This is a genomic window from Actinomadura chokoriensis (assembly GCF_041463665.1).
GTDB lineage: Bacteria > Actinomycetota > Actinomycetes > Streptosporangiales > Streptosporangiaceae > Spirillospora > Spirillospora chokoriensis_A.
In genome coordinates, this window is record NZ_JAXCEJ010000031.1 from 59,948 (window position 1) to 82,037 (window position 22,090).

Here is a 22,090-nt window from a genome sequence, read left to right on the forward strand (position 1 = left end):
TGCGTCGGCGGGTCGGACGACCTCCGGGCGCAGTGCGCCCTCCGGTCGCCCGACCCGTGAACGGTGGCTGAGCTCCAAGCCCGCGCCGAGCTCTACTTGCCCGGTTCGGGGTCGCGGGGCAGGCCGAGAAGGCGTTCGCCGATGATGTTCAGCTGGACCTCCGTCGTGCCGCCGTAGATGGTCATCGCGCGGCTGAACAGCATGGCGCGGGCGACGATGCCGCTCTCGGCCATGGGGACCTCGGTGGCGGCGGCCGTGCCCTGCGCCGCCCAGCAGTAGTCGGCGACGTCCTGGTTGAACTGGACGCCGAGGAGCTTGCGGACGCTGGCCTCCGCGCCCGGCTCCACCCCGTTCAGCTGCTTGAGGGTGGTGCGCAGGCCGAGCAGGTCGATCGACTGGCCCTGCGCGACGAGCCTGCCGACCTCGGCGGTGGAGACGGCGTCCAGCTCCCGGCCGCCGAAGAACGCGAGCAGCTCGGGGACGCCCATGCCGAGGCCGCCGCCGGTCGACAGCGACACCCGCTCGTTGGAGAGCGTGTTCCGCGCCACCTGCCAGCCCCGGTCGACCTCCCCGACGACCTGCTCGTCCGGGACGAAGACGCCGTCCAGGAAGACCTCGTTGAACAGCGCCTCGCCGGTCAGCTCGCGCAGCGGGCGGACGTCCACGCCCGGGGCCTTCATGTCGACGAGGAAGTAGGTGATGCCGTCGTGCTTCGGCGCGTCGAAGTCGGTGCGGGCGATGCAGAAGCCCCACTGGGCGTGCTGCGCCAGGGACGTCCAGATCTTCTGGCCGGTGAGCTTCCAGCCGCCCTCGACCCGCTCCGCCTTCATCGACAGGGACGCGAGGTCGGAGCCGGCGCCCGGCTCGGAGAACAGCTGGCACCAGACGATCTGGCCGCGCAGCGTCGGGCGCAGGAACCGCTCCTTCTGCTCGTCCGAGCCGTAGCGGACGAGGGAGGGCACGAGCCACGCGCCGATCCCGAGGTTCGGGGCCTTGACCTTCGCGGCCTTCAGCTCCTGCTGGATGAGGATCTGCTCCACCGGCCCGGCCTCGCGGCCCCACGGCTTCGGGAAGTGCGGGACGGTCCAGCCCTCGTCGCCCAGCCGCGCGGCCGTGTCCTGCGCCGCGGCCACCTCGGCGATCTCGGCGATCTCGGCGCGGATGCGCTCGCGCAGCGGCTGGGCGGCGGCGTCGAGTTCGAGGACGACCTCGCGGCGGCCGCCGTCCAGCGCGAGCCTCGCGACCTCGGCGGCCCAGTCCTTGGAGGAGCCGAGCAGCGACCGCAGCGTGAGGGCGCGGCGCAGGTAGACGTGCGCGTCGTGCTCCCACGTGAAGCCGATCCCGCCGAGGATCTGGATGGCGTCGCGGGCGGTCTGGACTCCGGCGTCGAGCGCGATGACGGCGGAGACGGCGGCCGCGAAGTGCGCCTCGGTCTCCCCGGCGGCATCGGGGCCCACGTCCATGGCGCGGGCGGCGTCCCACGCGGCGGCGCGGGCCTGCTCCAGCGCGATCAGGCTGCGGGCGGCCTTGTGCTTGACGCCCTGGAACTGCCCGATCGGGCGGCCGAACTGCTCGCGGACCTTGGCGTACTCGGCGGCGGTCGTGACCAGCCAGCCGGCGAGGCCGGCGGCCTCGGCGCCGAACAGCGCGGCGGCGATGTCCCTGACCCGGCGGGCGGTGACGCCGTCCACGACGCGGTCGGCGGCGACGGCGACATCGGACGCCTCGACGGCGGCGACGCGGCGGACCCGGTCCAGGCTCGCGACCGGGGTGACGGTGAGGTCGGCGGCGTCGACCGCGACCCACTGCTCGCCGTCGTCCGCCGCGACCGGCAGGACGACGACGTCGGCGAGCGCGGCGCCGAGCACCGTCCCCGACGTGCCGGACACGACCAGGGAGCCGCCGTCCCGGCGGCCGGTCAGCGCGCCGTCGAGCGCGACGGCGGCCGTCTTCGACCCGTCGGCGAGCGCGGGCAGCAGCTCCGCGCGCAGCTTGGCGTTGCTGGACGCGTCGATGACGGCGCTCGCGAGGACGGTCGGCAGGAACGGGCCGGGCGCGGCGGCGCGGCCCAGTTCCTCCAGGACGACCGACAGCTCCAGCAGGCCGTAGCCCTGGCCGCCGTGCTCCTCGGCCAGGTGCAGGCCGAGCAGGCCCTGCTCCGCCAGGGCGGGCCAGAACCCCGGCCTGGTCTCCTCGTCGGCGTCGAGCACGGCCCGGACGGCCGTCGCGGGGATGTTGCGCTCGGCGAAGCCGCGCACCGATTCGGCGAGCGCCTCGTGCTCCTCGGTCAGCCCGATGGCCATGCGATAACCCTCTCTCAGACCCTTTTGACCGAGATTCTAGAACAGCATTCGGGCCCGTGGGAGAAGCGGCCGGGCTCTCAGCCCTCGCGTGTCGCGCCGACGTCCGGCTCGTCCGCCCCGACCTCGCGCAGAGGCTCGTGCAGCCCCTTGCCGGAGGGCTTGCGACCGGCGGCGAGGCTCGCCACGGTGGTGGCCGTCAGGGTTCCGGCGATCACCGCGAGGGACAGCCAGATCGGGATCTCCGGCGCCCAGGCGACACCGTACTCGTGCAGCGCGTGGAAGATCAGCTTGACCCCGATGAAGCCGAGGATGAACGCCAGCCCGTGCGCGAGGTAGACCAGCCGGTCGGTGAGCCCGCCGATCAGGAAGTACAGCTGGACGAGCCCCATCAGCGCGAACGCGTTGGCCGTGAAGACCAGGTACGGCTCGGTGGTCAGCCCGAAGATCGCCGGGATGGAGTCCAGCGCGAACAGCACGTCGGTCGAGCCGATCGCGATCATCACGATGGCCATCGGCGTCATCAGCCGGCGGCCGTTCGCCCGGGTGACGAACCGGCTGCCGTCGTACTCGTCGGACGTGGGGATGACGCGCTTGGCCCACCGCAGCAGCCGGTTCTCCTTGAACTCGTCCTCGTCGTCGCCGCGCACCAGCCCGATCGCGGTCCAGATGAGGAACGCGCCGAAGATGAAGAAGACCCACGTGAAGGTCGAGATCGCCGCGGCGCCCACCGCGATGAAGAGGCCGCGCAGCAGCAGCGCGATCACGATGCCCGCCATCAGCACGGTGTGCTGCGCCTGCTTCGGCACGGCGAACCGCGTGAGGATCACCATGAAGACGAAGAGGTTGTCGACGCTGAGGCTCTTCTCGGTGACGAACCCGCCGAAGTACTCGCCCGCGTACCGGCCGCCGGCGAAGATCCAGACGCCGATCCCGAACAGCACGGCGAGGCCGATGTAGATCGCCGACCAGAACGCCGCCCTGCGGGTGGTGAACTCCCGCGTGTCGTTCCGGTGGATGAGGAACAGGTCGGCGGCGATGACGGCGAGGATGCCTGCGATGGTCAGGCCCCACACCATGGGTGAGACGGACACGTGAACCCCTCCAGCGGACACGAACGAGCGCTGGAGGTCTCTCCCGCCCTGATGAAACGTGCGGGCCGCGGAACCCGGGCCGGTACGGACCGACCGTATTGACGAGAACCGCGCGCGGGGATACTCCCCTCCACTTGCCTACTTGAACGAGAGCCGGGCGGGGGGCGTTCCCGGTCCGGCGAGCTTTCTCGAACTCGTTCCGAACCCCGTCCCCCCTCAGCGCGTCCAACAGCCTGCGGCAACCGGACCGTGCGGCCTCAGCGGCGCGTGCCGGTCAGCTCCCGGTAGATGCTCGCGAGCTGGTCGACGGCGTCCTCCTCGCCCGGCAGCAGCGCCGACCGCGCGGCCGCGGCCGAGCCGAGCCGCGCGGCGAGCGACGGGTCGTCCAGGACGCGGCTCACCGCGCGTTCCAGCGCCTCCGCGTCGCCCGCGGGCACCAGCAGCGCCGCGTCGCTCTCCGGCCCCTGCAGCAGCGCCCCGCCCGCCGGCCGCTCCGCCGCGCCGACCATGCCGGGGATGCCGCCGACGCGGGTGGCGACCAGCGGCCGCCCGGCCCGCAGGATCTCCTGGACGATCAGCGGCTGCCCCTCCCACACGCTCGGCACCACGGCCACGTCGCAGGCGGCCAGCAGCCCGGGGACGTCGGAGCGGCGGCCGAGCAGCCGGACGGGCAGGTCCTCGGCCTCGATCCGGGCGCGCAGGTCGTCCTCCAGCGGGCCGTCGCCGGCGATCGCGACGAGCGGCGGCGGGGTGCGTCCCGCCCAGACCGCGGCGGCGTCCAGCAGCGCGGGCAGGCCCTTCTGCTCGGCGAGCCGGCCCACCGTGAGGATCAGCGGCCGCTCCCCCACGCCCAGCTCGGCCCGCAGGTCGGCGCGGACCGCCGGGCCCGGCTGGGCCCGCGGCGCCGGGGCGGGCACGATCGCGTGGCCCACCGACCCGGCGCCGAGCGAACGCATCCGCTCCTCCAAGTCGGGCGAGACGCCGAGGACGCGGGCCGCGCCGCGCGCCACGACGCGCTCCAGCGCCCCGTACACGGCGGCCGTCCGCCCGCCGGTGATGACGGTGTTGTGCAGGGTGACGACCAGCGGCGGCCCGCCCCGCGAGAACCGCAGCGGCCCCGGCGCGACCCGCGCGCCCGCCGCCACGGCGAGCGCCCCCGCCCGGAGCCCGTGGGCGTGCACGACGTCGGCGCCGCGCAGCAGCGACCGCAGCCGCACCACGGCCCTGGCGTCGTGCAGCGGGCGGGGCCTGTCGGCGAGGTCGACCTCCGCGAACCGTGCGCCGGCGCCGCCGAAGCCGAACTGCTCCTCGGTCCCGGCGGGCCCGCATACGAGGACCCGGGCGCCGCGCCCGGCGAGGCCCTGCGCGACCGACCGGACGTGCCGCCCGACACCGCCCGCGCTGGTGCCGAGGACGAGCGCGACGCGCAATCCGTCCAGGTCCCGGTTGTCAGCCATTGCGTGTCACCTTCCGGGTGAGGACGGCGCGCAGGTCGCGCCCGTCGATCACGAAAGCGATGATCAGGAACACCGCGCCGGCGGCCAGCGCGGCCAGCGCCCCCGTCCCGACGTTGCGCAGCTCACCGGCCGCGCCGGTGCCGCCGGGGCCGAGCAGCGCGGCGACCGCGTATCCGGCGCCGCCGCCGGCGGCGCCGCCCAGCACCCCCGCCGCGAGAGCTCGCGGGAGGCCCTGAGCGGACGCGGCGCCCCGCGCGCGGACGAGCGTGCCGAGCAGCAGCACACCGGCGACGGTCATCCCGGCCGCGTTGCCGATGCCGAGCGCCGCGACCACCCACTGCCGCTCGACCGACAGCACCAGCGCCACATCGGCGACCATCACGACCACCCAGCCCGTCACGACCGCCGCCGCGCCCATCCGTCCCTTGTGGCACGCGAAAAGGACGCGTCCGAGGTGCGCGACGAGCCCGTACCCGAGCAGGCCCGGCGCGAACGCGAGCACCGCCCGCGACAGCACCTCCTGCTGGTCGGGATGGCCGGGGTTGAACACCGCCGCGACCGGGACCGCGACGGCCGCGAGCACGGCGGCGCCCGCGCACGACACCAGGATCACCGCGCGGGTCGTGGACGCGGTGACCCGGTCGAACCGCTCCTGCTCGCCGGCGCTGATCCGCGCCGACAGCAGCGGGAACGCGCTCGTGGCGATCGGCACCGCCAGGATCGCCCACGGCAGCAGGTAGATCGCCCACGCGTACTGGTAGTTGGCGAGCGCGCCGCCCGTGCCCCTGTAGCTGAGCCGGACGACCAGCAGCGCCGACAACTGCTGCGCCGCGACCGTGGCGAGGCCCGCGACCGCGAGCCGCCGCACCCGCCGCGCCACGCCGTCCGGGAAGCGCAGCGTCGGGCGCAGGCCGAGCTTCAGCCGCCACGCCGCGATCCCGGCGGTCGCGGCCATCGCGACGCCGCCGAGCGCCGTCCCGATCGACAGCGTCAATTCCGCGGCCCGCGGCAGGCCAGCAAGGTCGTTCTCGTGGCCGCGGCCGAGCGGCGAGTAGGCGACGTACGCGCCGATCACGACGAGGCTCGACATCAGCGGCGCCAGCGCGGGCGCGACGAACCGGCGGTGCGACTGCAGCAGCCCGTACAGGACGACCGCCATCCCGTACATCACCATCTGCGCCGACATGATCGCGAGCATGCTGGAGCCGACGTCCACGATGCCGCCGCGCGAGCAGCCCTTCAGCTCGTCGCCGACCAGCAGCTCCATGATCGGGCGGGAGCCGAGGGCCATCAGCGCCGACAGCGGCACCATCAGCACGACGATCCAGGTCAGCAGCGCCGACCCGATCCGGCGGACCTGCTCGCGGTCGCCGCGCTCGGCGGGCCCGGCGAGCACCGGCACGACCATGCTGGCGAGCGCGCCGCCCGCGACGATCTCGTAGACGATGCTGGGGAACTGCGTCGCGGTGAAGTACGCCTGGCTCAGGCAGGACGTGGTGACCGTCTGGGAGAAGGCGTAGGTGCGCCCGAACCCGGCCAGCCGCGCCAGGACCGTGATGACCGCGATGACGACGGCCGCGCCCGCGACGCCGCCGGCCATCCGGCGGACGGCCGAGGAGCGGCGGGCCGGGGAGGACGTTTCGGGAGGGGTCACGCTCGTGGACGTTCCGCGGGGGCCGGTCGCACCTAGGCGGGACCCGCCGCGACGCCGTTGCCCGCCGGGCCCGCGTCCGCCGGACCCGCGTCCGCCGCCCCGCCCTGCGGCGGGACGGACGGGCGGAACGCGTCGTCGCCCACCGGCTTGCCCGCGGGGGTGGCGGGGGCGGGCACGGCGGCCGGGCGGCGGCCCAGCATGTCGATGCGGTTCAACACCGGGTTGCCCGCGATGACCTTGGTGAAGCTGACGACCTCGCTGGCGGCGTTCAGCCCGGCGAGCCCGGCCAGCACGGCGAGCCGCGGCCCCCGTCCGAGCCGGGTCGCGGCGAGGCCGAGCAGCGCGCCGAGCGCGTTGGCCCCGGTGTCGCCGAGCATCGCGCGCTCGCCGAGGTCCTCGGGCAGGAGCGCGGCGGCGGCGCCGAGCGGCGCCGCGACGACGGCGGAGCCCGACCTCGTCAGCGCCAGCGGGGCGCCGGTGATGAGGCCGACCTTGATCGCCCGCCCGGGACGCAGGTCGAACAGGTTCATCAGGTTCGCCGACCCGGCGATGATCGCGCCGTTGACGAGGGCGTCGAACGCGCGCCCGGTCCGGGACGGGGCGGGCGACCCGGCGATCGCGGCGGCGGCCAGCCCGGTCGCGCCGATGCCGAGGATCTTCACCGCGCCGCTGGTGACCTCGCCGCGGGCGAGCGCCGTCAGGTGCCCCTTGAAGCCGCGGGACGCGCCGGAGCCCGCGAGGTCGTCGTACCCGCCGAGGACGCCGGACCCGGCGCCCGCGAGGAGCGCCGCGGCGCGCATCCGGCCGGTGGTGCCGGGGGCGAGCAGCCCGGCCACGGCGGCGCCGGCGACGAACGCGGGGCCCTCCAGCAGCGTCACCGGCTCGCCGCGGTGGTTGGTTCGGCCCCAGACGTCCTCGCCCGGCAGGCCGTTCAGCCCGGGCGGCCGCCGGGTCAGCGCGGCGTAGGCGGCGCGCGCCGCCACCGCGCCGAGGCCCGTGCCCGCCGCGAGCCGCGCGCCCCTGGTGATGCCTCGTCTCATCAGGTCACTCGTCTCATCAGGTCACCCGTTCTTCCCCGCCGTGGGCGCGGGCGAGGGCAGGTAGCCGCTCGCGCCGGCGCCCGTGCCGTACTGCCCGGACTTGCCGCCGATCTCCTTCTGCAGCGCCAGGATCGTCACGACCTGCCCGGACGCGGTGTCCACCACGTCGACGGTGGAGACCGAGTCCGCGGCGTCGGAGTCGCGCAGCGCCGCGATCAGCCCGCCCTCCTGCGCGGAGGTCGGCGGGCCACCGACGACGGTACCGCGCCCGGCGCCGTCGAGGGCGGCGGCCAGCGAGATCAGCGCCTCGTTGTCCTCGCCGCCGCCGTCGTAGGCGTAGGGGGCGGCGGGCGCGACCATCACCGCGAGCGTCGCGTGCTGGCCGGGCTTGCCGCTGGTGGTGACGTACCCGGCCTCCTTGAACCCGTTGAGGACGGCGCCTCCGACGGCGTCCTCGCGGCCGGACTTGGCGGGGTCCTTGGTGACGAGGGCGTTCGCCAGCACCGCGCCCGCCTTGTCGTAGGCGCTCGCGTCGGCGGGGATCTCCACGTCGCCCGACTTCAGCTGCGCGGACAGCTCGTCGACGGTCGTGCGCTGGTCGTCGTCCAGGAGCTTCTTCTGGATCGTGACGCGCCCGGTGACGGCGGCGCCGGCGCTCTTCGCCAGCCCGCTGACCTGCTCGATGCTGTCGTTGCCGGCGCCGGGCGTCTCGATGAGCACCACCGACTGGCCCTTCAGCCGGTTCTCGACGAGCTGCGACGACAGCACCTTGGTGAACTGCTCCTGGCCGTTCACCTGGTGCTGCAGGTCGCGCTGCGCCACGCGGGCCTGCTGGGCGGTCTTGGCCGCCGAGTTGGCCTGCTGGCGCAGCGTGTCGCTCACCGAGTTCGACAGCGTGGTGGAGCCCAGCACGATGCCGAGCGCCAGCGCGAGGAAGATCGCGACGATGGAGACGAGGTGGTAACGGAAATCGATCACGTGAAGAGTCCGGTCAGCCAGAAGACGAAGGCGTGCCAGCGGTCGGCCAGCAGGGGACTGATGACGTCCCCCGCCGGAGACATGGCGACGGCGGTGACGATGGCGATGAACGCGCCGAGGACGAGGAACAGCAGCGACCAGGTGGAGATCCGGCTGCGGTAGAGCCTGCTCACGCCCTTGGCGTCGACGAGCTTACTGCCCACCCGGAGCCGGGTGAGGAACGTGCTGGCCATCCCGGCGCGGCCCTTGTCGAGGAACTCCACCATGTTGGCGTGCGTGCCGACCGCGACGATCAGGGTCGCGCCCTTGTCGTCGGCGAGCAGCATCGCGATGTCCTCGCTGGTGGCGGTGGCCGGGAACACCACCGCCTCCTGCCCGAGCTCGTGGACGCGCTTCAGCCCGGGGGCGCGGCCGTCCCGGTAGGCGTGCACGACGATCTCGGCGCCGCAGGTGAGCGCGTCGTCGGACACCGAGTCCATGTCGCCGACGATCATGTCGGGCCGGTAGCCGGCCTCCAGCAGCGCGTCGGCGCCGCCGTCCACCCCGATCAGCACCGGACGGTACTCGCGGATGTAGGGCCGCAGGGTCGCGATGTCCTCGCGGTAGTGGTAGCCGCGCACGACGATCAGCGCGTGCCTGCCGTTGATCCTGGTGGTGACCTCGGGCACGCCGACACCGTCGATGAGCAGGTCGCGCTCGCGCTTGACGTACTCCATCGTGTTCGCGACGAACGCCTCCAGCTGGGAGGCGAGCCCCGCCTTGGCCTCGGCCAGCGCCGTCTCGACGGACTCGGCCGTCTGCTCGGTGCCCTTGGCGACGACGTCCTCGCCGCGGTGCACGGCGGGCCCCTCGACGCGGACCTGGTCGCCCTCGTGCAGCCTGGTGAAGATCTCCGGGCCGACGTCGTCCAGCAGCGGGATGCCGGCCTCGATCAGGATCTGCGGGCCGAGGTTCGGGTAGCGGCCGGAAATGCTCGGCGCGACGTTCACGACCGCGCCGACCTCGCACGACACCAGCGCCTCGGCGCTGACCCGGTCGAGGTCGACATGGTCGATCACCGCGATCTCGCCGGGCTGCAGCCGCTTGGTCAGATCCTTGGTGCGGCGGTCGAGCCGGACCGTGGCGCTGACCCCGGACCGGCCGTCGTCGCGGCCCCGGCCGAGCGTCAGCACCCGGCGGGGCAGCTTCCGGGACGGCCGGACGCCACGCTCGGTATCGGGCTCGGAGGTGGGTGACGGGTCGTTCATCGCCAACCATCCTGCCAGAGCGCCGCAGTGCACGTCGGAAAGCACGACTGTCCAGGCGTGTCCACTCGTGTACCCTCTGTAGTTTTTGGGTTCGGTTACCGTTCTTCGGCGGCCATGGCGAGAAGCTCCTCGGCGTGGGCCCGGCCGAGCTCGGAGTCCTCCAGGCCGGCGAGCATCCGCGACAGCTCCCGGACGCGGCCCTCCCTGTCCAGGGCGGTGACGCCGCTGCTGGTCACGGTGCCGTCGTCGGACTTCTCCACCAGCAGGTGCTGGTCGGCGAACGCCGCGACCTGCGGCAGGTGGGTGACGACGATCACCTGGGCGTTGCGGGCCAGCCGCGCCAGCCGCCGCCCGATCTCCACCGCGGCCTTGCCGCCGACGCCCGCGTCGACCTCGTCGAACACGAACGTCGGGACCGGGTCGGCGCCCGCGAACACGACCTCGATCGCCAGCATCACCCGGGACAGCTCACCGCCCGAGGCGCCCTTGTGCAGCGGCAGCGGCGGCGACCCCGGATGCGGCGCGAGCCGCACCTCGACCTCGTCGACGCCGTGCGGCCCGTACTCGCCGGTCGGGTTCACGGAGACGACGACGCGGGCGTGCGGCATCGCGAGGGCCGTCAGCTCCTCGGTGACGGCGCCCGAGAAACGCTCGGCGGCGCGGGTGCGGACCGCGGTCAGCTCCCCCGCCTCGGCCGCGAGCCGCTCGGTCAGCTCGGCGTGCTCGGCCTGCAGCTCCTCGATGCGGTCGTCGTCGCCCTCCAGCTCGGTGAGGCGGGCCGCCGCCGTGCGCGCCCAGTCCAGGACCTCCGCGGCCGTCCCCTCCGTCCCGCCGTACTTGCGGATCAGCGCGGTCAGCTCGGCGCGCCGCTCCTGGACGGCCGCGAGCCGCGCCGGGTCGGCGTCCACGGACTCGGCGTAGGACGCGAGGTCGGTGCCGACGTCGGAGACCAGGTAGCCGGCCTCGGCGAGCCGGTCGGCGAGCGCCGCCAGCTCCGGGTCGTGGTCGCGGACGGCGTCGAGGGCGTTGCGGGCCTGGCCGAGCAGGCTCGTCACGTTCGCCGCCTCGAACGCGGCGGCCGGGTCGCCGAGCAGCGCCTCGTGCGCGCTGTCGGCGGCGCCGCGCAGCGCGTCGGCGTGCCCGAGACGCTCCTCCTCGGCGGCGAGGTCGACGTCCTCGCCGTCCTTCGGGTCGACCTTCTCGATCTCCTCCAGGCCGAAGCGGAGTACGTCGGCCTCCTGGGACCGCTCGCGCGCCCGCGTCGTCAGCTCCTCCAGCAGCGCGCCGACCTGGCGGTGCCGCTGGTACGCCTTGGTGTAGGCGCGCATCGGCTTGGTCAGCGCGCCGCCCGCGTACCGGTCGAGCGCGCCGCGCTGCCGCCCGGCCTGCAGCAGCCGCTGCTGGTCGGACTGGCCGTGCACGGCGACCAGGTCGTCCGCCAGGTTGATCAGCACGTTCACCGGGACGGACCGGCCGCCGAGGAACGCGCGGGAGCGGCCCTCGGCCGACACCGACCGGGTGACGATCAGCGCGCCGTCGTCCAGCTCGCCGCCGGACTCCTCGACCCGCTCCACGACGCGGCCGCCCGGATCGACGACGATCCGGCCCTCGACCGTGGCGCGGCCCGCGCCCGGCCTGACGCGCTGCGGGTCGGCACGGCCGCCGAACATCAGCCCGAGGCTGGTGACCACCATGGTCTTGCCCGCTCCGGTCTCCCCGGTCACCACGTTGAAACCCGGCGACAGATCGAGCACGGCCTCGTCGATCACCCCGAGGCCCTGGATCCGCACCTCATCGACCATCGGACGCACCGGCGTCACAACCCTCCGCAAACAGATCCCCGATCAGCGCCTGTGGAGATTATCTCCTCTGCCCGCCGGACGCCTCCCCGCCCGATCCGCCGGGCGGGCCGTCCGGCACGAACCCCGGCCCGGGCCGGCCGGCGATGCCGCCGGCCGCCGGAGCGTCCCCGACCTGCGAGTCCCCGAGCGGCGGGGACGGCCGGGACGGCTGCCGGACCCGCCCGCGCCAGCCCGTCACGGGCAGCCCGAACTTGGTGACCAGCCGGTCGGTGAACGGGGTGAGGTGCAGCCGCGCGAGCCGCACCGGCTCCGCGCCGCGGCGGACCTCCACCCGCGCGCCCGGCGGCAGGTCGAGCGTGCGGCGCCCGTCGCACCACAGGACGGCGCGGGGCGTGCCCGGCAGCACCTCGACGGCCACCGACGAGCGCGGCGACACCACCAGCGGGCGGGCGAACAGCGAATGCGCGCTGATCGGCACGACCAGCATCGCCTCCACCTCCGGCCACACCACCGGGCCGCCGGCGGAGAACGCGTAGGCGGTGGAGCCCGTCGGTGTGGCGCACACCACCCCGTCGCAGCCCCAGTTCGACAGCGGTCGGCCGTCGATCTCGGCGACGACCTCCAGCATCCGCTCCCGCTCGGCCTTCTCGATGCTCGCCTCGTTCAGCGCCCACGTCGTGCCCATGACGGTGCCGTTGCGGCGGGCGGTGACGTCTATGGTCATCCGCTCCTCGACGTCGTAGCGGCGGGTGACGACCCGGTCGACGGTGGCGGCGAGGTCGTCGCGCTCGGCCTCGGCGAGGAACCCGACGTGCCCGAGGTTGACGCCGAGCAGCGGCGTGCCGGACGTGCGGGTCAGGTCGGCGGCGCGCAGCAGCGTCCCGTCGCCGCCGAGGACCATGACGACCTCGGCGTCCGCGGCGGCCGCCGCGGCGCTGGGCATGACCTCCACGCCCGCGCGGCCGATCGTCCCGGCCTCCTCGTCCAGGACCCGCACGCGGATCCCGGCCTCGCTGAGCCGCTCGATGACCAGCTGCGCGCTGCGGACGGCCTCCGGCCGCCCGGTGTGCGTCACGACCAGCACCGACCTTCTGCTCATGCTCCCGCCCCACTCCCCGACGCGCTCCGGCGTACGGACGTCTGGACGGACGTCCCTCGTGCGGACGTCCCTCGTGCGGACGTCCCTCGTGCGGACGTCCCTCGTGCGGACGTCCCTCGTGCGGACGTCCCTCGTGCGGACGTCCCCGTCCCGGACGCCCTCTGTACGTTCCGGGGCCTCTCCGCGTTCGCGGGCCCTCCCCGGCTCATTGCGGGCCCTCCTCGATCGCCTTCGCCAGCGCGGCCTCGTCCAGCGGCGGGGCGCCCGCGCGCAGCCACAGGAAGTACTCCACGTTCCCCGACGGGCCCGGCAGCGGGCTCGCCGTCACCCCGAGGACGCCGAGGCCGAGCGTCGCCGCGTGCCGGGCGACCCCCCGCACGGCGTCGGCGCGCAGCCCCGGGTCGCGGACCACACCGCCCGCGCCGACCCGGTCCTTGCCGACCTCGAACTGCGGCTTGACCATGACCGCGTAGTCGGCGCCGGGGGCGACGCACTCCCGCACCGGCCCGAGGACGAGCTTGAGGGAGATGAACGACAGGTCGCCGACGACCAGGTCGGGCGGCGGGTCGCCGAGCGTCCCCGGCTCCAGCTCGCGGATGTTGACCCGCTCCATGACGGTGACCCGGTCGTCGGTGCGCAGCGACCAGGCGATCTGCCCGTAGCCGACGTCGACCGCGTACACGTGCGCGGCGCCCGCCCGCAGCAGGACGTCGGTGAACCCGCCGGTGGAGGCGCCCGCGTCGAGGCAGGCGCGCCCCTTCACGGCCAGCCCCTGGAACGCCTCCAGCGCGCCCGCGAGCTTGTGCCCGCCGCGCGACACGTACTCGGGGCCGCCGGCGGCCTCCTCGACGAGGATCGCCGCCCCGGCCTCGACCTGCGTCGCGGACTTCGCGGCCTGCTGCCCGCCGACCCGCACCCGGCCGTCGGCGATGAGCTGCCCGGCGTGCTCCCGCGACCGTGCCAGCTTCCTGCGGACGAGCTCGGCGTCCAGCCTCCGGCGCGTGCTCACGGGCGGGGACGGAGGGAGTCGGGAAAGGCGGGCCGGCCCGGCCCGGACGGCTGGGGCGACGGGGAAGGCTGCGAAGGCTCGTCCTGGTCCGCCGACGCCAGCAGCTCCTGGAGCCTCCGGTGGACGTCCTCGTAGATCTCCACGTGCTCGGAGACGGACCGCCCGCCGAGCCCGCCGAGACCCGCCACGGCGGCGTCCACGCGCGGGTCGCCGGTCGGGTCGGGCGGCGCCGCCGCCGGGAAGCCCGGCTCCGGCTCGTCCGGCGCGTCTGGCCCGGCGGAAGGCTCCGGCACGGCGGACGGCGCCTCCGGCCCGGCGGACGGCGCCTGCTCCGCGACCGGGAACTCCGGCGTCTCCGCGGCCTCGTCCGACATCACGTTTACCTCCCAACGGTCCCGGAGCGCCCGCGACCGGTTCGCCTCCGGCTCATCCCGAACGCTACCGTCCCTGAACGACATCGTTGCCGGACGAACGGGGAACGGCCTGACCATGGCGAACGAGGAGGACTGCCGTGCGGCGCTGGAGCGCGTCGCGGCGCGCCTGGCGGAGGTGGACGGCGACCGGCTCGCCGAGCACGTCGTCGAGCGGACGATCAGCTGCCGCGTCCGGGACCTCGGGCTCGCCTACCGCACCCGGCTGCACGAGGGCGGCCTCGACCCGTTCGTGCCCGACGGCGACCCCGGGGCCGCGCAGGTGCGCCTCACTGTGGACAGCGACGACCTCGTCGCCATGGCGCACGACGAGCTGAACCCTGCCAAGGCGTGGGCCACCGGCCGCGTCAAGATCGAGGCGAGCCTCTTCGACCTCCTGCGGCTCCGCAAGCTCCTCTAGAACGGGAGGCCTTTAGAACGGGAGGCCTTCGAGGGCTTCCGCGAGGGCTTCCCGCGGCGGCGGCGTGTCGGCCTCCCAGGCGGCGGACGCGAGGGCGCGCAGGCCGTCGTAGGGGTCGCCGGAGCCGGTGACCGTGAAGGCGCCGCCGTCGCGGCGGGCCGTCCAGCCGCCGCAGCGGTGCGTGCCGTCCGCCCGGACGGTCTCCGGATGCGGGACGAGCAGCCCCGTCAGGTCGGGGGCCAGGTAACTCGGCCGCCGGTTCGGCGGCGCCGTGAGAGCCTGCATGTGGTCGGTGACGCCGGTGAAGACCAGGAGGCTGTCGGCGCCGCCGTTGCCGGCGCCCTCGATGTCGGTGTCGAGGCGGTCGCCCACCACCAGCGGTCGCCGCGCGCCCGTGCGCAGGATCGACTCCTGGTGCAGCGGCAGTTCGGGCTTGCCGGTGATGATCGGCTCGACGCCGGTCGCCGCGCTGATCACGCGCAGCATGGCCCCGTTGCCGGGGTGCGGCGGCCCCTCGCCGCCGGGGATGGTCAGGTCGCCGTTGGAGCCGACGAACAGGGCGCCCATGGCGACGGCCTGCGCGCCCTCGGACAGCGCTCCGTAGGCGAGGAGCGGGTGGTAGCCCTGCGCGACGGCGGCCGGCCGTCCCGCCGCGGTGGACACCGGGCGCAGGCCCTGCGCGTAGAGGGCGTGCCGCAGCCCCATGCCGCCCACCACCAGCACCTCCGCCCCGGCGGGCAGCCGCTCGGCGAGCAGCCGCGCCGCCGCCTGCGCGGAGGTCACCACGTCGCCCGCCTCGGCCGGGACGCCGACCTCGGTGAGCAGCGCCGCGACGGCCGAGGGGGTCCGGGACGCGTTGTTGGTCACGAACGCGAGGCGCTGCCCGGCCGCGCGGGCCTTGGCGAGCGACTCGGCCGCCGCCGGCACGGGCCGGGTGCCGACGTAGACGACCCCGTCGAGGTCGAGCAGGGCGACGTCGTACGCCTCGCTCAGGGGGCGGTCGCTGCCTTTCATCGTGCTCCTCATGCGTGCGATCCTAGGGGGATTGTTACCCGCAAGTAAGGAAGGCGTCAGCGCCGGGCCGCGAGGGTGGCCCTGGCCTGCCGCAACGCCTTCGCGTAGTCCTGGTTCTCCGGGCGCATCGCGGCGGCGAGCGCGAGCTGCTCGACGGCGCCCTCGAAGTCGCCCAGCCGGCTCAGCGCCAGCCCGAGCCCGAACCGCGCGTAGTCTTCGGCGGGCTCCTTCTCGACGATCCCGCGGAAGCTCGCGGCCGCCGCGTCGAACTGGCGGGCGCCGAACTGGGCCCGGCCGAGCGCCTCCCGGATGCTGTGCGACCCCGGCTCGGCCTCCGCCGCCCTCGCCAGGAGCTGGAGCGCGGCGGCCGCGCTCCCCGACCGCAGCAGCTCGAGTCCTCGGGTGTACCACTCGTAGACCCCGCCTCCCGGCGAGGCGGGGTGCTCGCCCGGGTCGTCCCCTGGGGAATCCTCCGGCCGCCCAGGCCCTTGACCACTCATATGGACCTCCCCTCGGATCACTACGACCGTACCCGCCGGGACGCCGCGCGCCCCGCGGTGAATACCATGCCCACCGTGGACGACGACCTCTCCTCCGGGCTCGCGCCGGAGGAGTTCAGCGCCCGGATCTTCGGGACGGCGGGGCCGCGCACGGGCGCCGGCCTGACGCTCGTCCCGTTCCGCGGTGTCCGGTTCGTCCCCGAGGTGGCCGGCGACCCGGCGTCGGTGACCATGCCGCCGTACGACCTGATCGACGAGGCGGCGGCGCTGCGGCTGCTGGCGGGCGGCGGGCACAACATCGTCCGGCTCAACCTGCCGCGCGCCGCCGGGGAGAGCTACGCCGCGGCGGGCGACCGGCTCCGCCGCTGGCTGGACGAGGGCGCGCTCGCCATCGACCCCGACCCCGCCCTCTACGTCTACGAGGCGGCCCGCGGCGGGACGGTCCTGCAGCGCGGCCTGATCGGCGGGCTGGGCCTGCGCCCGGAGGCCGACGGGGTCGTGCTGCCGCACGAGAACGTGTTCCCCGGCCCGGTCCGCGACCGGCTCGCGCTGATGACGGCCGCGAACGCCAACCTGGAGCCGATCTTCCTGGTGTACGACGGCGACGGCGACGCGGCCCGGATCGTCGACGACGCCGCTTCCGACCCCCCCTTGACCGAGTTCGACGCGGACGACGGGCTGAGGCACCGGCTGTGGCGCATCACCGACCCCGACTCGCATGCGCGGGTGGCCGCCGACCTTCTCGACAAGCGGGCCCTCATCGCGGACGGCCACCACCGTTACGCGACCTACCGTGCCTTGCAGGCGCGTCACCACGCCGCCGGTGACGGCCCCGGGCCTTGGGACGAGGGGCTCGCGCTGCTCGTGGACTCCACCCGCTACCCGCCGCACCTGGGCGCGATCCACCGCGTCCTGCCCGGTCTCCGTCCGGACGACGCGGTCGCCAGGGCGCGGAAGGTGTTCCGCGTGACCGACTTCTTGGACGAGGGGCCTGCCATCGAGGCGCTCGCCGCCGCGGAGGGTCCCGCGTTCCTGCTCGGCGGGGGCGACTCCCTCCATCTCCTCACGGAGCCCGATGAGGACGCGCTCACGCGTTCCATGCCGTCCGAGCACTCCCAGCGCTGGTGCAGGCTCGACACCGCCGTCCTCGACCATCTCCTCATCGACGCGGTGTGGAACGTCCCGGAGAACGAGAACGCCATCGAGGTGGTGCACGACGACCCGTCCGCCGCGATCGCCCGCGCCCGGCGCAGCGGCGGCACCGCCGTCGTCCTGAACCCCCTCAAGGTCAAGGACGTCCTCGCCGTCGCGGGCCAGGGCGAGCGGGTCCCGCGCAAGTCCACCTCGTTCGGGCCCAAGCCCCGCTCCGGGCTCGTCATGCGACTCCTCGACCCGGACGCGTCCGAGAGGCCATGATCGGGGAATGGACACCACGACCACGATCACGCCGCTCGGCGGGGGCGTCTACGAGATCGACACGCGGATGGCGGGCTACACCGGCATCACCGCCGGTTACCTGATCCTTTCCGACCGGCCATGCCTGGTGGAGCCCGGCACGTCCGGCTCGGCGCCCGTGGTGCAGGCGGCGCTGCGGGATTTGGGCGTCGGGCCGGACGACCTGGCGACCGTGGTCGTGACGCACATCCACCTGGACCACGCGGGCGGCGTCGGCGACATCGCGAAGATGTACCGGAAGGCCGAGGTCGTCGTCCACGAGAAGGGCGCGCGCCACCTGGCCGACCCGTCACGGCTCATGCGCAGCGCCCGCATGGTGTACGGGGACAGCCTCGACACCCTGTTCGGCGAACTGAAGCCTACGGACGCGGCCCGGATCCGGGCCGTCGAGGACACCGGCGTGATCGACCTCGGCGGCGGACGGCGGCTGGAGTCGCACCACTCCCCCGGCCACGCCAAGCACCACGTCGGGCTGATGGACTCCCAGACCGGCGACCTGTACGTGGGCGACGCCGCCGGCGTCTACATCCCCGAGACGGCGGACGTGCGGCCCGCGACACCGCCGCCGGACTTCGACCTCGACACCGCACTGGCGTCCCTCGGCAGGTTCCGGTCGCTCGGCCCGCAGCGGCTGCTCTTCGCGCACTACGGGCCCGTGACCGAGGTGGACGGCACGCTCGAACGGTCCGCGGAGGAGTTGCGCGTCTGGGTGGACGCCGTCCAGGACGCCAAGGACCAGAACCTCGACCTCGATCACGCCGTCGCCATGGTCGTGGACCGGACCAGGAGCCGCTACGCCTTCATGGGCGACGACGTCGACCCCGACCTGGTCGCCCGGTACGAGGTGCTGAACAACGCCGAGAGCAACGTCGTCGGCATCCTGCACGCGTTGAACAGGCACGCCTGACTCGTAGGCGAGAAGGCCTTGGGGCTCAGCGGCGGAAGGGGCCGGTGACCTCGAACGTGTAGCCGTCCGTCCCGGCGATGAAGCCGCTCTTTCCACGCTGGGACGAGAAATAGAGGCGTGAACCGTCCGGGCTGAACGCCGTACCGGTGATCTCCGAATCGTCGTGGCCGAGGACGCGCAGGAACGGCGTCACCACCCCGCCCGTGGTAATGAGGTTGATCTCCATGTTGTCGCCGTCCTCGGCGACGTAGAGGTCACCGGACGCCGTGGCCGTCACGGCGTCGACACCGTGAAGAGGCGCTTCGCCGCTGGTGACGAGGTCGTCGTCATAGGCGATGTCCAGCCGCGAGTTGGCCGCGTCGTAGGCCCACACACGGTTGTCGCCCTTGGTGGTGAAATAGCAGATGCCGCGCGTGTAATAGCACCCTTCGCCGCCGTCGAAATGCATGGCGTTCCCGACCTGCTCACGAGTCGGCGTCAGCCACACCTGCGGATTGGGAATCTTCGTCCAGGTGACGGGACCCGTCCCCGAACCGACCAGGACTTCGAGTGTCCCGGAGGAGAGGTCACCCCACGTGTTCGGCCGGAAACGGTAGAAGCAGCCGTCCCCCTGGTCCTCGGTGAGGTAGACGACCTTGCGCACAGGGTCGGACGCGGCGGCCTCATGCTTGAACCTGCCCAGCGCCGGACGCGCCACGGCCGACTTCTGCCCGCGCGGGTCCGTCTCGTGGACGATGCCGAGGTCGTGCTCCTCGCATGACAGCCACGTGTTCCAGGGCGTCGCCCCGCCGGAGCAGTTCAGCGTGGTGCCGTTCAGGATCCGGTACGCGGACGTCACCTTCCCGGACGCGTCGAACCGCACGGCGGACGCACCGCCGACGACGGGGATCTCCGAGTTGCTGACGTAGATCCAGCCGTCCCCGTCGGGGAAGCACGCACCGCCGTCCGGCGCCGCGTGCCAGGTGTAGCTCGTCCCCGCGACGCGCTGCGACGAGCGCGCCACCACCCGGCTCGTGAATCCGCTCGGCAGCTGCACCCCGTTGCCGTCCGCGGCCTGGAGCGGGCCGTACGGGCTCGGGCCGGGCTGCGCGGGCCCCGAGGCGAAGGCCCGCTGCCACAGGGCGCCGGAGAACGCGGTCGTCCCGCCGGCGAGGGCGGTGGCGCGCAGGAACATGCGTCGGTTCAGGGACATGCCTCTCCTCAAGGAGACGATCACCGCCGGACTGATCCGGCGGCCCCCGAACGGCGCGGTCCCGGTGAATATCCGGGAAACCTACCCGCGCGTCAAGTACCGGTGGTCAGTCCCCTTGCGGAGGCTGCTCCTCGTCCGCCCGCCTGGGCTCCAGGAACACCGCAGGCGCCTCCGGCGCGTCCTCTTCGGGCGCCTCCCGCACCTCGGGCTCGGCGGGCTGGAACGCGATGTCGGTAGCCGCCGGGGGCTCCGAGGCCACCTCCGGCGCGGCGGCGCCGCCACCATCATCATCGGTAGCCACGTCATCCGTGACCACATCGTCGGTGGTCACGTCATCGTCGGCGGTCACGTCATCGGCCGTCACATCATCGGCGGCGTCGGTCGCCTCGACATCCACATCCTCGGTGTCGAGAATGTGGAGGCCCTCCAACTCGGCGTAGCGTTCGGCGGCGTCGGTATCGCCGTCCCGGTCGGCGGCGGCGGCCCGCGCGAACCAGTCGGCGGCCTCCTCATCCCGCCCGGCCTCGACGAGCGCGTCGGCGTAGGCGTAGAACAGCCGCATCGACCACGGCCGGAGCCGCCGGTCCCGCAGTTCGGGGACCTGCAGGACGACCACGGCCGCGTCGTACTGACCCATGTCGCGGCGCACGCCCGACTCCACGATGCGGAGCTCGACGCGCCCCATCGGGTCGAGCTTCTCCGCCTCCGGCGACTTGATCAGGTCGAGGGCGCGTTCGGGACGGCCGAGGCCGCGCTCGCAGTCGACCATCACCGGCAGGTAGGAGTCGTCGCCGGCGCCGAGCCGCCGCGCGGCGCGCAGCTCGGCGAGCGCCTCCGCCCATTCGCCCGTGTGGTACGCCGCGATCCCGGCCGCCTCCCGGACGATCCCGACCCGGGACGCGAGCCGGCGCGCGGCCTTCGCGTGCCTGTAGGCCTGCTCCGGTTCCTCCTCGGCCAGCCGCCCCGCCATCACGAGATGCCGTGCGACCTTGGCCGCCAGCTCCTTCGGCAGCGTGCGCAGTTCGACGCGGGCGTCGGCGTCCAGTTCCTCACCGGTGACATCGTCCGGCAGCAGCGGATCATCGTGCCGCGGCGCGGGACGCTCATGCTCCTCCGAGCGTGTCCGCCGGTCCTGACGGTCACGCGGCGGCCCGTAGGAGCGTCCGCCTTCCTGCGGACGCTTCGGCCCGCGGCCCTTGAAGGATCTGTCACGGTCTCCCGGACGCCCTTCACGTCGCGGACCGGCCCCTTGGCCCTGACGAGGCCCACGGTCTCCACCGGAGCGCCATTCCCGGCGCTCCCCGCCCTGGCCCTCGAACCGCCTTTCACCAGGCTTGCCCTGGCCCGTACGGGGCCGCTCGAAACGCCGTTCACCGGGCTTGCCTTCGCTGCGCCGTGAACCCTCGAACCGGCGCTCGCCCGGCCGCCCCTGACCACCGCGCGGACCCTCGAAACGCCGCTCGCCCGGCTTGCCCTGACCGCCGCGCGAACCCTCGAACCGGCGCTCACCCGGCTTGCCCTGACCGCCGCGCGGGCCGTCGAAACGCCGCTCGCCCGGCTTGCCCTGGCCACCCCGGTGCGCTTCAGAGCGCCGCTCTCCAGGCTTGCCCTGGGCACCGCGCGGACCGTCGAAACGCCGCTCGCCCGGCTTGCCTTCGCTACGCCGCGAACCTTCGAAGCGGCCTTCTCCGGGCCTTCCCTGGCCAGCACGCGGACCCGCGAACCTGCGCTCGCCCGGCCTGCCCTGACCGGCACGGGGCGCCTCGGAGCGGCCTTCTCCGCGCTCGCGGCGCGGCCCGCTGAAGCGGCCTTCGCGACGGTCGTCCGTACGTCCCTCACGCGATTCGGTGCGCCGGTCGTCGGAACGCTTGAACGGGCGGCCGGGCTTCCGGTCGTCACGCTTACCGCGCGAATCCCGGTCCTTCCAGCCGCCGCCGGCGGGGCGGCCGCGCCCGCCCTGCGGACCGCCGGCGCGAGGCGCTCCGCCACGGGGCCCGCCGCCTTTGCGGTCACCGGACCCCGCCGGTCCGCCACGGGCATTGCCGCCACGACGGGGCGGGGTGCTCCGCCGCCCGTTGTCGCCACGCCGCTCGCGGCTGTCGTCGCTGCGGCCGTCCTCTTCCGCGCTCATCACGTCCGTCACTGTTCTTGATGGTGGTGTGGACACTTGCAGCCTACTTTGGCCGCGCCACGACATGCGTCGAGGGCCGCCCCGCATAGGGGGCGACCCTCGACCAATTCAAGTCCGGCGGTGTCCTACTCTCCCACACAGTCTCCCATGCAGTACCATCGGCGCTGAAGGGCTTAACTTCCGGGTTCGGGATGAGACCGGGTGTTTCCCCTTCGCCAAAACCACCGAACGACCAACCCCAACACCCCCTCCAAAATCCCGGGGGTGCGGGAAGTTCTCGTCCGAGCGTCAGGCTCGGTATCCAATTATCAACTGCGGTCACCCAGTTGTTTCCTGGGAACCACACAGGGACGCGAACATACTCGCAGCGATTCGGATTG

The 22,090-nt window shown here is 74.0% G+C and carries 17 protein-coding genes, 1 rRNA gene and 1 pseudogene; 3 read left to right on the forward strand and 16 right to left on the reverse strand.

Annotation, left to right across the window (positions count from 1 at the left end; genetic code table 11):
* Nucleotides 1-92 precede the first annotated feature (92 nt).
* The 11 genes and pseudogenes from SM418_RS33530 to SM418_RS33580 all read right to left on the reverse strand — a co-directional run bounded on the left by SM418_RS33530 (nt 93) and on the right by SM418_RS33580 (nt 14,054).
* Nucleotides 93-2,303 (reverse strand): acyl-CoA dehydrogenase family protein, encoded by a 2,211-nt coding sequence (locus tag SM418_RS33530; RefSeq protein ID WP_371945463.1) that lies wholly within the window; start codon nt 2,301-2,303, stop codon nt 93-95.
* Nucleotides 2,304-2,380: 77 nt separating this feature from the next.
* Nucleotides 2,381-3,394, reverse strand: a complete 1,014-nt coding sequence (locus SM418_RS33535) for a TerC family protein (RefSeq protein WP_371945462.1) — start codon at nt 3,392-3,394, stop codon at nt 2,381-2,383.
* A 257-nt stretch (nt 3,395-3,651) separates the two neighbouring features.
* Nucleotides 3,652-4,851 carry a glycosyltransferase family 4 protein gene (locus tag SM418_RS33540; RefSeq protein WP_371945461.1) on the reverse strand — a complete coding sequence of 400 codons (1,200 nt, stop codon included), beginning with the start codon at nt 4,849-4,851 and terminating at the stop codon, nt 3,652-3,654.
* The gene (murJ, locus tag SM418_RS33545; RefSeq protein ID WP_371945460.1) at nt 4,844-6,505 is read right to left on the reverse strand and encodes a murein biosynthesis integral membrane protein MurJ; all 1,662 of its coding nucleotides are present in this window, start codon (nt 6,503-6,505) and stop codon (nt 4,844-4,846) included. The genes SM418_RS33540 and murJ overlap by 8 nt, the downstream gene beginning before the upstream one ends.
* Before the next feature lie 32 nt (nt 6,506-6,537).
* Nucleotides 6,538-7,545 carry a hypothetical protein gene (locus SM418_RS33550; RefSeq protein WP_371945459.1) on the reverse strand — a complete coding sequence of 336 codons (1,008 nt, stop codon included), beginning with the start codon at nt 7,543-7,545 and terminating at the stop codon, nt 6,538-6,540.
* A gap of 21 nt (nt 7,546-7,566) precedes the next feature.
* Nucleotides 7,567-8,523: a copper transporter gene (locus SM418_RS33555; protein WP_371945458.1), complete on the reverse strand. Its 957-nt coding sequence runs from the start codon at nt 8,521-8,523 to the stop codon at nt 7,567-7,569.
* Nucleotides 8,520-9,692: a putative cytokinetic ring protein SteA gene (steA, locus tag SM418_RS33560; protein WP_371945524.1), complete on the reverse strand. Its 1,173-nt coding sequence runs from the start codon at nt 9,690-9,692 to the stop codon at nt 8,520-8,522. Before steA ends, SM418_RS33555 begins: the two co-directional genes overlap by 4 nt.
* Before the next feature lie 173 nt (nt 9,693-9,865).
* Nucleotides 9,866-11,572 (reverse strand): DNA repair protein RecN, encoded by a 1,707-nt coding sequence (gene recN / locus SM418_RS33565; protein ID WP_371945457.1) that lies wholly within the window; start codon nt 11,570-11,572, stop codon nt 9,866-9,868.
* A gap of 211 nt (nt 11,573-11,783) precedes the next feature.
* A pseudogene (locus tag SM418_RS33570) lies at nt 11,784-12,671 on the reverse strand (NAD kinase); the annotation flags it as partial.
* Nucleotides 12,672-12,876: 205 nt separating this feature from the next.
* Entirely contained in the window at nt 12,877-13,680 is an 804-nt protein-coding gene (locus tag SM418_RS33575; RefSeq protein ID WP_371945456.1) for a TlyA family RNA methyltransferase, read from the reverse strand.
* Entirely contained in the window at nt 13,677-14,054 is a 378-nt protein-coding gene (locus tag SM418_RS33580; protein ID WP_371945455.1) for a hypothetical protein, read from the reverse strand. Before SM418_RS33580 ends, SM418_RS33575 begins: the two co-directional genes overlap by 4 nt.
* Nucleotides 14,055-14,169: 115 nt before the next feature.
* On the opposite strand from SM418_RS33580, the gene SM418_RS33585 reads away from it, so the two are divergent.
* Nucleotides 14,170-14,511 (forward strand): SCP2 sterol-binding domain-containing protein, encoded by a 342-nt coding sequence (locus SM418_RS33585; protein ID WP_371945454.1) that lies wholly within the window; start codon nt 14,170-14,172, stop codon nt 14,509-14,511.
* Nucleotides 14,512-14,523: 12 nt separating this feature from the next.
* On the opposite strand, the gene SM418_RS33590 is transcribed toward SM418_RS33585, so the two are convergent.
* Both SM418_RS33590 and SM418_RS33595 read right to left on the reverse strand, forming a co-directional pair.
* Nucleotides 14,524-15,525, reverse strand: coding sequence for an HAD hydrolase-like protein (locus tag SM418_RS33590; protein WP_371945523.1), 1,002 nt, complete (start codon nt 15,523-15,525; stop codon nt 14,524-14,526).
* 56 nt (nt 15,526-15,581) lie between these two features.
* Nucleotides 15,582-16,025, reverse strand: a complete 444-nt coding sequence (locus SM418_RS33595) for a tetratricopeptide repeat protein (protein ID WP_371945453.1) — start codon at nt 16,023-16,025, stop codon at nt 15,582-15,584.
* Nucleotides 16,026-16,091: 66 nt separating this feature from the next.
* On the opposite strand from SM418_RS33595, the gene SM418_RS33600 reads away from it, so the two are divergent.
* Complete coding sequence (locus tag SM418_RS33600; protein ID WP_371945452.1) at nt 16,092-17,441, forward strand: DUF1015 family protein; 1,350 nt, start codon at nt 16,092-16,094, stop codon at nt 17,439-17,441.
* 7 nt (nt 17,442-17,448) lie between these two features.
* Nucleotides 17,449-18,387, forward strand: a complete 939-nt coding sequence (locus SM418_RS33605; protein WP_371945451.1) for an MBL fold metallo-hydrolase — start codon at nt 17,449-17,451, stop codon at nt 18,385-18,387.
* Between the two features lie 25 nt (nt 18,388-18,412).
* On the opposite strand, the gene SM418_RS33610 is transcribed toward SM418_RS33605, so the two are convergent.
* The 3 genes from SM418_RS33610 to rrf form a co-directional block, all read right to left on the reverse strand.
* On the reverse strand, nt 18,413-19,579 hold the full coding sequence (locus SM418_RS33610; RefSeq protein ID WP_371945450.1) for an alkaline phosphatase PhoX: 1,167 nt from the start codon (nt 19,577-19,579) through the stop codon (nt 18,413-18,415).
* 106 nt (nt 19,580-19,685) lie between these two features.
* The gene (locus SM418_RS33615; RefSeq protein ID WP_371945449.1) at nt 19,686-21,713 is read right to left on the reverse strand and encodes a hypothetical protein; all 2,028 of its coding nucleotides are present in this window, start codon (nt 21,711-21,713) and stop codon (nt 19,686-19,688) included.
* A 109-nt stretch (nt 21,714-21,822) separates the two neighbouring features.
* Nucleotides 21,823-21,939: ribosomal RNA gene (gene rrf / locus SM418_RS33620) — 5S ribosomal RNA — on the reverse strand.
* Nucleotides 21,940-22,090: the final 151 nt, after the last annotated feature.